Raw genomic sequence first — 10,679 nt, forward strand, 5'->3', positions numbered from 1 at the left:
GAACATACCCCTGAACTGCCGGGCCTGTCACCTGTCTCGGGCAAGCGTGTGCTCGCCCGATTTGACGGCGGCGAGATGTCCTCCGACGGCGGTCTTCTCCTTTTGCGCGAGGTCGAGGAACGGATCGGTCTGGCCGACCGGCTCGCCGGCTGCCTGGTCGACACGCGCGATCCCGAGCGGGTGGACCACAAGATGGCAGCGATCTTGCGCTTCCGGATGCTCATGATCGCCGCCGGCTACGAGGACGGTAACGACGCCACCAGCCTGCGCCACGATCCGGTCTTCAAGATGGCCACCGAGCGGCTGCCGTCCGAGCCGGATCTCTGCTCGCAGCCCACCATCTCGCGGATGGAGAACGCCCCGGATGTGCGCGCTCTGCTGCGCATGGCCGGCGCGCTGGTCGAGCAGTACACCGGCTCCTTCACGAAGGTGCCCAAGCGCATCGTCCTCGATGTCGACGACACGTTCGACGCAGTTCACGGCCATCAGCAGCTTCGCCTGTTCAATGCGCACTACGACGACTACGGCTTCCAGCCGATCTTGGTGTTCGACGATGCCGGCCGGCTGGTCGCCGCGATGATCCGCCCGGCCAAGCGGCCGAACGGGCGTCAGGTGCGCGCGTTCCTGCGCCGCCTGATCCGGCATATCCGGTCGATCTGGCCGCGGGTCGAGATCCTGGTGCGCGGAGACAGCCACTACGCCTGCCCGGAGGCGATGGCGTACTGCGAGGCCAACAAGGTGGGCTACATCTTCGGCCTGGGCACCACCTCGACCCTGCGGCGTCATGTCGAGACGCTGGAGACGAGCACGGCCGAGCGCTTCGCTGCCGGCGACGGCAGTAAGTTGCGCCGCTGCAAGGAGTTCTACGACGCGGCCGCCAGCTGGAACCGCGCCCGGCGGATCATCGCCCGCGTGGAGGTCGGGCCGCAGGGCACGGACACGCGGTTCATCGTCACCAACCTGGAAAAGGGCAAGCCGCGCGGGCTGTACGAGGACGTGTACTGTCGGAGAGGACAGGCGGAAAATCATATCAAAGCCTTCAAGACCCACCTGGCCGGCGACCGGACCTCCTGCAGCCGGGCGACGGCGAACCAGATGCGCCTTTTCCTGCACGCCGCGGCCTACTGGCTTCTCTGGACCCTGCGGACCCTCGCGCCGAAGCGCTCCCAGTGGCGAAAAGCCCAGTTCGACACCATCCGGCTGCGGTTGCTGAAGCTTGCCGCGAAGGTCACGGAGTACGCGACCCGGGTCGTCGTCCAGCTCCCGTCCGCCTATCCGGACCAGGCGATCGCACGACTGCTTGGCGCGAAAATCCCGCAGCTCATCGCGCCGCCGTAGCGGCCCGGGCGATGTGCCCGGCCGCCGCCGACTGACCGTCCACCCCCAGCGCCGCCGTCATCGAGAGTCTCGAAAAATCGCCGATTCCGGCGGCGCTTTCACGTGCCGATACGCCTGCCGGTTGAAAACGCCATGTGCAGCGGGAAATTGAGCGCCCGTTCATGAATAGATCGGGCTAGCGCTTCCAGCGCGTTAGCCCGCACCTCTTCCCACTCGACCGGCAGCCAGGCCGCCCGCTTCGTATCCACCGCGTCGAGGTACGCCAACGCGTCCGCCGGACGACCGGCGGCAACCAAGCGCTCACCGATCGCCGCGGCGATCTGCGGGGCTCGCCGCGCGGCGTCGCTGTACTGGGCGATGAAGCTCTCGACGTCGCCCTGAGCGTCGGCGATCTGCTGCAAAGCCTGACGGGCGGCCATCTCGCGGCGACGTCGATCGATGTCGTCGGCGTAGATCGGACCTGAAGAACTGTAGCCGATGACCTGACGGTCTTCCTCAGCCGGCCGCCCCGGCGTCTCTTCGGCCCAGGCCTCCATCCGCGCCTTGAGGTGCGCCAAGCCGCCGTCGCCGAGGTGCGGGGCCAGCAGCGGGATCAGGTCGTCGACCTCGCCGTAGGCGTTGTTGGTCAGCGTGTTGAACGCACGTTCGGCCAGTTCCTCGGGGTCGGCGTTCGCCGCCTCGGCGAGATTGGCCACATCGTTGCAGGCGCTCTGGAAGACCCGGGCGACGGAGCCGTCGCTGTCGTCGCACCGCTCGAAAACCGAGTGCGCCAGCCCGAGAAAACGCCACATCAGATCGAGCGCGGTCGCTGGGTCCTCTTTGGCCACCTGCTCCACGATCGCCTGGCGTTGTGTCTCCAGATCCTTCACGAGCGCCTTACGCTGCTGCCAGTCGACAAAGGAGCGCGAGCGCTCGATGGTCGAGAGGCGCTTGCGGACCTCGCGAGCGACGTCGTCGGACCCCGCGGCGCCGGCCAGTTCGAGCCGCAGGCGCCGTTTGGCGGCCCCGTCGCCCTGGCTGATCTCCATCAGCAGTTCCGCCAGCCGGCGCACCCCCAGACGTTCAAGGTTCTGCGTGTTCAGCGTCTTCTTCGAAGCCATGCGGACTCGCGTGCGTTCCTGGTAAAACGGCCGACCGGGACCGGCGGACGGTCCGCGGACGTGGGCACGTGTAGCAGGGTTTCGGCCTCGATGACGACGGCGTCGCCAACCCAGGAGCAAGAGGTCCTCGCGCGCTCGGTGGAGCGTGTCACGTTCTACGACCCCTACATCGCGATCTGTACACGATCGTCGGCCAAGGTGCAGCGATTAGCGCCGACGCATGGACCGACCAGGTAGAATGGGGCGGTCGTGTCGACCGCTTTATGATGGATTCCCGACGCCCCACGCCAATCAGATGTCGGCAGCCTCGGGTCATGTTCTGCCGGACGCAGTCGTACAAGGAATTACATCAGGTCGATTTCAGCAGCCGAATTTTTCGCATGGACACGATGCCGGCCACTGGGCCTAGGGCCAGGATGGCGAAGGCAAAGCGCCACCCCACGGCCTCTTCGATCAACGGGACGACCCAGATCGTGGGAATAGTGAGGATGAAGCCAATGGCCAGTTGCAGCGTGAGCGCGGTGCCCACGTAGTCCTGGCGGCCGATCTCGGTGACCGCTGTGGAGAACTGGGCCGAGTCGGCGACCACCCAGAACCCCCAGAGCAGACTCACTGCGAGAATCACCGGGATAGGAGCAGTCTGCAGGAAGCCGATGGCGAGCGCGCAGGCTCCGGAGATCGTCATCGCCAGAATTGTCGCCCTGGCGCGACCCAGCCTGTCACCGAGCACGCCGCCCAGCCAGCACCCAACGGCGCCGATACCGATGACGGCGAAGGTTGCGATGGCCGACCAGCGGCCTGCCGCGCCGACACCTTGCAGGCTCAAGGTGTCGCCCATGAACACCGAGAACCACGCCCACATGGCGTAAAGTTCCCACATATGGCCGAAGTACCCCAGGGAAGCGAACAGCACGCCGCGGTCGGTAAACACCCGCCAGGCCATGCGCGGGTCGAAGCGGCCCCTCGGAAAAGGGAAGGGGCCGTCGCGTCCCACAACCTCGGCCAACAGACCGCCCGCTAGGGTGAGCAGGCTGGTCACCACGATCACCAGCTGCCACTGCAGTCCACCCAAACCATTCACCAGGTGCGGCGTGGCGGAGCCGAGGGTCAGGGCACCCACCATGACCCCCAGGGCGGTCCCGCGCTTGAAACGGAACCACGTAGACATCGCCTTCATTGCCGGCGGATAGACCCCGGCCAGAAACACCCCGGTCAAGCAGCGCAGGGCGATCGCTACGGAGACATCGGGCGCGGCGAGCAGCAGGGCGTTGCTGGCCGCCGCGCCGGTGGCGCCGTAAAGCATGAGCCGCCGCGGCGCGATCAGGTCGGCCATGTTGAGGATCGCTGATCCAAGCGCGCCCACCACGAAGCCAAGCTGCACGGCAATAGTCAGCCACGCCGCCTGCCCAGATGTGATCGGCCAGACGGTGCCGAGTTGCGGCACCACCGCGGTTGCCGAGAACCAGGTCGTCATGCCGAACAGCATGGCCGAGGCGAGCACCGCGAGCCCCCACCAGCACCCATGCGGGTCCTCAGATGCGGCTTCCGTGGCGTCGACCGTAGCATTCGTATAGATATTCATATATAGACCTCCTACTAAAACATTTTGTCTCTAACAGGGAGAACATAGAGATCTAATCAATTTATTGTGAGTTAATGTAGCTTCACGTATTCTAAATCACAATTACCACCTTTATTTCTTAGAAACTGACAAGCAGTCCGAAAAATCCAGCACTTATGACCGCTTCGGGTAATGGCCGATTGACCCGCAACCCCCACTTTAGTGGCGGGTTTCAAAGATCAACCCGCCACGGTTCGCCCGATAACAGCCGGTAGTTTCCGGCCGTTATCAGCCAGTGAAACAGCAAAGCACACATAAACGATGAGTTTAACGGCTGCCGACTGTCAAATGCGCCGTCCGCCCACCACTCGACATCGCTTTGTAAGCGCAATTCGGTTAGCCTTCCGCCCTTGGGAATAGCGGCTGCGTAAAACCGCGCAAAACACTGGGGAGGAGCTCATGCTCGACGTCACTGCGGAAGGCCGGGCGAAGCATCTTTTGGACGAATTCGGAGAAGCGCTCGCCGATCGCGACATCGACCGCGCGGTCGGTTTGTTTCAGGAGGACTGCTACTGGCGCGACCTCGTCACCTTCACCTGGAACCTCTACACGGCGGAAGGCAAGGACCAGGTCCGCGACATGCTGAGCCAGCAGCTGGACACGACCGATCCGTACGGGTGGGCTCTGGACGGCCGGGAACCGGTCGCCGACGAAGACGGCGTGATCACCGCTTGGTTCACCTTCGAGACCGCAGTCGCGCGCGGGTATGGACTGCTGCGCCTGAAGGATGGCCTGATCTGGACGCTGCTGACGACGATGAGCGAACTCAAGGGCCACGAGGAGCCGCTGGGCTACGAACGCCCGCTGGGCGCCAAGCACGGCGCGGCGAAGAACCAGAAAAGCTGGAAAGAGGAGCGCGAAGAGGAACTCGCCAACCTCGGCCGCACCCGACAGCCGTATGTCGTGATCGTCGGCGGCGGTCAGGGCGGCATCGCGCTCGGCGCCCGACTACGCCAGCTGGGGGTGCCCACGATCATCGTCGAACAGAACGAGCGCCCCGGCGACAGCTGGCGGCGCCGTTACAAGTCGCTCTGCCTGCACGACCCAGTCTGGTACGACCATCTGCCCTACCTGCCGTTCCCGCCGAACTGGCCGGTGTTTTCGCCCAAGGACAAGATCGGCGACTGGCTGGAGATGTACACCAAGGTAATGGAACTGAACTACTGGACCGCCACCACCTGCAAGAGCGCACAGTTCGACGAGGACAGCCAGACGTGGACGGTGATTGTCGAACGTGATGGAGAGGAAGTCGCGCTCCGACCCAAGCAACTGGTGCTGGCGACCGGTATGTCCGGCAAAAAGAACGTTCCGCAGTTCGACGGCATGGACCGCTTCCGCGGCGAGCAGCAGCACAGCTCCGAGCACCCTGGTCCGGATGCCTACACCGGGAAGAAGGTGGTCGTGATCGGATCCAATAACTCCGCGCACGACATCTGTGCAGCGCTGTGGGAACACGACGCCGACGTCACCATGCTCCAGCGATCCTCGACCCACGTGGTCAAGTCAGACTCGCTGATGGAGCTCGGCCTTGGCGCGCTCTATTCCGAAGAAGCGGTGCGCAGCGGCATGACCACGCAGAAGGCGGATCTGATCTTCGCCTCCCTGCCCTACCGGATCATGAGCCAGTTCCAGAAGCCGATTTACGACCAGATCCGCGAGCGCGATGCCGACTTCTACGAACGGCTGGAGAAGGCGGGCTTCATGCTCGACTTCGGCGACGACGATAGCGGGCTGTTCATGAAGTACCTGCGCCGGGGTAGCGGCTACTACATCGACGTGGGCGCGTCGGAATTGGTCGCCGACGGCTCAATCAAGCTGAAGAGCGGGGTCGACGTCGATCATCTGAGCGAAACCTCGGTGGTCCTGTCCGACGGCACGGAGCTCGAAGCCGACCTGGTCGTCTACGCCACCGGCTACGGCTCGATGAACGGCTGGGCCGCCGACTTGATCGGCCAGGACGTGGCGGACAAGGTCGGAAAGTGCTGGGGTCTCGGCTCCGACACCAAGAAGGACCCTGGTCCGTGGGAAGGCGAGCAACGCAACATGTGGAAACCGACCCAGCAGGAAGCCCTGTGGTTCCACGGCGGCAACCTGCACCAGTCGCGGCACTACTCACAGTTCCTGTCGCTGCAGCTGAAGGCGCGGATGGAGGGCATCCCCACACCCGTGCACGGGCTCCAGGAGGTCCATCATCTGAGTTAGAACGGCGCGCTCGCCTCATGCCGGGGCAGCAGTGCAGAGAGTAGGCCACTGCCCCGGCCTCTTACGCCAAGGGCGAGCGCACCCGACAGGGTCTGCCTCGCCCCCACGGCTAAGCGCCTAATTGCCGGTAACGTCGGTCGACAGACAGACCTGTCAGACCTCATGACAGGTTTCGACGTTGAACCCGACCAGCTTCCGGTCGGGGACGGTGACGGGCTCTGGCCAGCGGACACGAGGCCGCTCGGACCTTCGCTTGTTTCGTAGAACGAATTGCGCGCCATTCTCGTCTGGTGGAAACTGGTCCAACCCGTGTGGCCTCGGCACGCCGTGATACGAAAGGACATTTCGGGTCGCGATCTGTTTTGCCCGACAAGCCCCCGCTCCATGAGCTGTTTCTGTCGGCTTTTTGGCAGCTGAGTGCGGCTCCACCCAAATCCTGCACGGGCTGGTCAGCCTAAGCGTCGGGTTGAGGCTCGATGCCGCCGTTAATCTCAGACTCGGAGGCCCGTTTGCCACGGGCGACCGCGACGGCACGCTCCACTTCCCGTCGTGTCAGACCGTCGCGTGCCCGCAGAAGCGCCGCGATCGGATCGCTCAACAGATCTTTGATATCCGGTTCGGGGCCGGCATGGCGCCAACGCTGATTCATGCGTCGCTTCCTATGCCTCGCATATCGGCGCGTTGGGCGAGCCGATGAGGGATCTCGGCGGTCCGTTGCCGCAGCACCGATCCACCGGACCAATCGACCTCCAACGAGCCCGTCACCAACGGTCGGTTCAGTTTCTCGCGGAGCAAAAACGGCGCTTCGGATCGGCAGGCTATCGGTGAGGTCGGACGCATCGCAATCTTCCTCGTTAGAGAACCGCTTCGTCTGCACTTATCGGACGGCCGCGGTAAATTGCGGTGTGGTAGCCATCACACCTCGCGGACACGTGACATGCCTGATCTGTTCGGTCGGCCGAGTCATTACACTTCGCGGTTCGTAGCCGACTTGGCGTGCGCGCGACGACAAGGTTCCAAAACGGTGAGCAGCGATCGGATAGGGGACAAAGTGCCGTTCGCCGCGATGGGCGGCCCTGTGCTTCCCGTCAAGTCGACTGCAGCACCGATCCGGCGCATCGCTCCCGGACCACCCGCAGCGTCAGCCCGAACCCGATTGCCACCAACACGAAAGCGATGGGGATCAGCCACTGGCTCAACGTGAGCAGACCGGACGTCATCTGGAGGCCGAGCAGTAGACCGAGCGTGGGCGCACAACATGCTCCGCCGGCAAGCAGGCCCGGAAGTCCGGCGAGCATCCCGGTGGCCGGATGTAGGCCGCAGGCTCGCGCGCACGTCCGGGCGTACCGGGCGAGGGCGATCTGTCCGCCGATGAGCCCGCCCAGGACGACACCGATGGCGATGTTGATGGGCGAGATCGTCCAGGTGAAGAAGGGGCCCTTGAGCATCGCGATCGGCTCGAAGCGCAACAGACCGCGTTGTTGAAACAACAGGTCCGGCCACGTTCGAGCGATCTGGCCCGAGATGCCGCGCATCCGGTCGCTCATCGCCAGATCCCCGAGCGCGAACTGGAACAGGATCAGGTAGCCAAGCGTTACGCCCAGCACCGTGAACCAGCTCGCGGGATCGCGAAGGAGATCGCGGACTACGTCACGCATAAACGGCTGTCTCCGGATAGAAGGCGTACCAGGCGAACCACATGGCTTGGAAAGCGGTGATTCGCTCTCCGCTCGCGCCCTTGCGGTGGACGTATCCGGTATCGAGATCCGCTTCGTACCTCGCCACCAAGCGCTCGCCGCCGACCTCGGCCTCGATCCGGCCATCCTTGCTCAGTCGATCGAGGCTGAACGCGGCCGCACCGCCGGACGTCCGCGCTCCCAGCACCATGTGCTTGGCGGGGAACCGGTTGTCACGGTTCAGGACCGGAAACATGAGGCGGCTGTCCGGCTCGTAGTACCCGGCGACCGGGTTGTAGCTGCCGTACGGATCCCGCTGGTAGTTGCGGAAGTAGCCGGTGTCCGTGGAGAGGACCCGCGTGTCAGGATGCTTGCGCCGCCAGCGGCCCCAGGTCGTCCAAACCATCGGGTATTCTCTGAGGAACGCGCCGGTATGGGGGCCTTTGATCCCGACGCTGAGCACCTGTGGGAACCAGGTATCGCTTGCGCGGTCGTACATGACGAGGTTGCTGTTCAAGAGCCGCCCAGAGACACCGAACGTGATGTCTTGGCGCGCGAACCCGATCGCGGTCCCAGTGAGCGGGCAGTACGTCACCGCTAGCCCGGTGCCGTCCACGCGGTCGTTGGCGATCTCGTGCTGGACGAGGATTTTCTGCGGATATGCCTTGGGCCGATCCCGCTCAGGCTCGATGCCGAAAACGATGTCGCCGTCATCGAGGGAGTCGGCTGCGTGGGCCTCGATGAACACCGGATCGTCGATCGACGGGATGCCGTCCTTGCCGGGGCCGCCCGATTGCATCGCGTCACGATAGGTGTCGAACGCCGCCTGGACGGGACGTGTGTCCCCGGTCGGGAAAGGCGGCGGCGTTGCGGCGTGCGACGCGCCGACGAAGATGTCGCCCGGCCGCATCATCCCGTGGATACCGGCCCCGACGGAACCGACCGCGCCCGTCGCTAGGCCCGCTTTCAAAAGCGAACGACGATCCAGCTTCTTTGGCATGATGATGACCTTCCTGTACTCAAGTACCTTAGGGGTACTTGGTAGATGGTCGCAGCATTAAGCAAACGGTTCTCACGGTGCCTTGAAGTATCGTGGCTTTACGCGAGGCGCCGAACCTCACGCGGCATCACGGGTGCGTTAAGTGTGATGCGGCTCACCACCGACACGGACATATGATGGCAAATGGACCTGAGCGACAGGCCGGGAGACCCCGGCCGCATCTGGAACCATACTTGAACCAACCGAGAAAGGCTTCGCCATGTCCATCGCTACCGTCACCCAGAACGCTCGGATTGACGTCCGCACCGGGACTGCCCTGGTGATCGCCGCGGTCGCCGCACTGCTCGCCTGGGAAATCTTCGCCCGCGCGATCGCGCCGGCGTGGATCGGCGGGCCCCTGCAGCCGACCGGTCTGGCCAAGAGCCTGTTCGCCAACGTCATCGGTCTGCCGATCGGCCAGACGGCCGCCCAAGCGGTGCACATCGCCACCGGCGTGATCGCCTACCCGGCTGCCTACTTTCTGGTAACTCGGTTCAAAAGCCTTGGTTGGATCGCCGACGGCGCGATCCTGGGCATCGTCACCTGGTTCTTCGCCATCGGCATCGTCGCGCCGGCGTCCGGCCTGCCCTTCCTGCTCGGCATGGGCGCGATGATGTGGGCAGCGCTTGTCGGGCACGTCGTCTACGGTCTTGTCGTCGCCGGTGGCTTCACAGTCGCCCGCAAGCGTCTGTCTTAAACCTCGCCTTTGGTGCGCGGACCGGCGGCCGGCGTGCCGCCGGCCCGCGCCATTGTCAGCCAGGGACCATGATACGGCGGCTTTCGACTGCCGGTCGGTAAGACATCGTGGCGGCGATCGGCGCCGCTACTGGCTGAACGCCAACAAATTCCCGGGATGGCACGCGATCGCGCTCAGATGCCAACGCTGTCGCCGGTTGGCGGGCCAAGCTTATCCGCCCGAAGGAAGACAGGCGATGCGTTATGCCTACATAGCCCTGATCGTCATGCTTGCCGGGTGTGCCGCACCTTCGATTGAGCGTGTGCGCGGCGGCAACGTACTCTACACGGTGACGAACCCGGCGCGCTGCGCTGGGCTATGTAGCCCAAGTGACCCGGAAGCCTTCGAGGCAATGCACGAGAAATGCTCCTGGCCATCAGTTCCCGCGATCCATGTTCGAGGCCAAGAACGGAACGGCATCCTCGGCATTCCTCATGCTGAATGGCGCTTTACGTGCCTGACTGTCGGCTCGTAGGCGAAATCAGAGCGTGTATCTTGACCGGCTACCCGACCCGCCATGCGGTGGTACAGGGATCAACTGCCGGGCCCGCAATCGATGGACCGGGGTGGCGGGGCCGGGCGGAGCCGCAGTTTGGCGCACAGATCGCGCAAAGCGGTCCGAACACCTTCCTCGATGACCGGGTGGTAGAACGGCATGTCGAGCATCGTGGGCACGTCCAGCCGGCTCTGGGCGGCCCAACTCAGCAGATGCGCCAGATGCTCGCCGCGCGGCGCGATCATCTCTGCGCCCAGGAAAAGGCCCGTTCCCTGTTCCCCGTAAACACGAAGAACGCCCTCATTAACGCGCATAACGCGCGCGCGGCCCTGGTCGGCGAAGTCCACCTCGCCAACCGCGAATTCGCAGGGCATGTGCTGCAGTTCCGCGTAGCTGCGGCCGACGGTGGCGATGTTGGGCTCGGTAAAGACCACGCTGAGCGGCGTGCGCCGTCGATGGGCCAGGACGTTG

The 10,679-nt window shown here is 64.4% G+C and carries 10 protein-coding genes; 4 read left to right on the plus strand and 6 right to left on the minus strand.

Annotation, left to right across the window (positions count from 1 at the left end):
• A partial coding sequence (locus CKO28_RS25600; RefSeq protein WP_437127659.1) for an IS1380 family transposase occupies positions 1-1,338 on the plus strand: 1,338 nt, incomplete at its 5' end.
• A 98-nt stretch (positions 1,339-1,436) separates the two neighbouring features.
• Here the strand turns inward: CKO28_RS25600 and CKO28_RS25605 are convergent.
• Together CKO28_RS25605 and CKO28_RS25610 are read right to left on the minus strand one after the other, a co-directional pair.
• Complete coding sequence (locus tag CKO28_RS25605; RefSeq protein WP_200343941.1) at positions 1,437-2,438, minus strand: DUF6880 family protein; 1,002 nt, start codon at positions 2,436-2,438, stop codon at positions 1,437-1,439.
• Positions 2,439-2,787: 349 nt separating this feature from the next.
• Entirely contained in the window at positions 2,788-4,020 is a 1,233-nt protein-coding gene (locus CKO28_RS25610; RefSeq protein ID WP_200343943.1) for an MFS transporter, read from the minus strand.
• Positions 4,021-4,458: 438 nt separating this feature from the next.
• Here CKO28_RS25610 and CKO28_RS25615 point away from each other — a divergent pair, with 438 nt between their 5' ends.
• Positions 4,459-6,261 (plus strand): NAD(P)/FAD-dependent oxidoreductase, encoded by a 1,803-nt coding sequence (locus CKO28_RS25615; RefSeq protein WP_200343945.1) that lies wholly within the window; start codon positions 4,459-4,461, stop codon positions 6,259-6,261.
• Between the two features lie 454 nt (positions 6,262-6,715).
• Here the strand turns inward: CKO28_RS25615 and CKO28_RS25620 are convergent, their stop codons facing one another.
• The 3 genes from CKO28_RS25620 to CKO28_RS25630 form a co-directional block, all read right to left on the minus strand.
• Entirely contained in the window at positions 6,716-6,910 is a 195-nt protein-coding gene (locus tag CKO28_RS25620) for a hypothetical protein (protein WP_200343947.1), read from the minus strand.
• Positions 6,911-7,349: 439 nt separating this feature from the next.
• Entirely contained in the window at positions 7,350-7,868 is a 519-nt protein-coding gene (locus CKO28_RS25625) for a hypothetical protein (protein WP_200343949.1), read from the minus strand.
• A 43-nt stretch (positions 7,869-7,911) separates the two neighbouring features.
• The gene (locus tag CKO28_RS25630; RefSeq protein ID WP_200343951.1) at positions 7,912-8,937 is read right to left on the minus strand and encodes a DUF3179 domain-containing protein; all 1,026 of its coding nucleotides are present in this window, start codon (positions 8,935-8,937) and stop codon (positions 7,912-7,914) included.
• A 259-nt stretch (positions 8,938-9,196) separates the two neighbouring features.
• Here CKO28_RS25630 and CKO28_RS25635 point away from each other — a divergent pair, with 259 nt between their 5' ends.
• Both CKO28_RS25635 and CKO28_RS25640 read left to right on the plus strand, forming a co-directional pair.
• Positions 9,197-9,673: a hypothetical protein gene (locus CKO28_RS25635; protein WP_200343953.1), complete on the plus strand. Its 477-nt coding sequence runs from the start codon at positions 9,197-9,199 to the stop codon at positions 9,671-9,673.
• 235 nt (positions 9,674-9,908) lie between these two features.
• Positions 9,909-10,187 carry a hypothetical protein gene (locus CKO28_RS25640; RefSeq protein WP_200343954.1) on the plus strand — a complete coding sequence of 93 codons (279 nt, stop codon included), beginning with the start codon at positions 9,909-9,911 and terminating at the stop codon, positions 10,185-10,187.
• Between the two features lie 59 nt (positions 10,188-10,246).
• Here the strand turns inward: CKO28_RS25640 and CKO28_RS25645 are convergent.
• Positions 10,247-10,679 (minus strand): oxidoreductase dimerization domain-containing protein (locus CKO28_RS25645; protein ID WP_437127660.1); only part of this gene is annotated, 433 nt, incomplete at its 5' end.

This window comes from Rhodovibrio sodomensis (assembly GCF_016583645.1).
Lineage (GTDB): Bacteria > Pseudomonadota > Alphaproteobacteria > Kiloniellales > Rhodovibrionaceae > Rhodovibrio > Rhodovibrio sodomensis.

What these genes read in the sequence shown, in the direction of transcription:
- CKO28_RS25605 (WP_200343941.1), bottom strand. Translation starts at nt 2,438, where the DNA reads ATGGCTTCGAAGAAGACGCTGAACACGCAGAACCTTGAACGTCTGGGG.
- CKO28_RS25610 (WP_200343943.1), bottom strand. Translation starts at nt 4,020, where the DNA reads ATGAATATCTATACGAATGCTACGGTCGACGCCACGGAAGCCGCATCT.
- CKO28_RS25615 (WP_200343945.1), top strand. Translation starts at nt 4,459, where the DNA reads ATGCTCGACGTCACTGCGGAAGGCCGGGCGAAGCATCTTTTGGACGAA.
- CKO28_RS25620 (WP_200343947.1), bottom strand. Translation starts at nt 6,910, where the DNA reads ATGAATCAGCGTTGGCGCCATGCCGGCCCCGAACCGGATATCAAAGAT.
- CKO28_RS25630 (WP_200343951.1), bottom strand. Translation starts at nt 8,937, where the DNA reads ATGCCAAAGAAGCTGGATCGTCGTTCGCTTTTGAAAGCGGGCCTAGCG.
- CKO28_RS25635 (WP_200343953.1), top strand. Translation starts at nt 9,197, where the DNA reads ATGTCCATCGCTACCGTCACCCAGAACGCTCGGATTGACGTCCGCACC.
- CKO28_RS25640 (WP_200343954.1), top strand. Translation starts at nt 9,909, where the DNA reads ATGCGTTATGCCTACATAGCCCTGATCGTCATGCTTGCCGGGTGTGCC.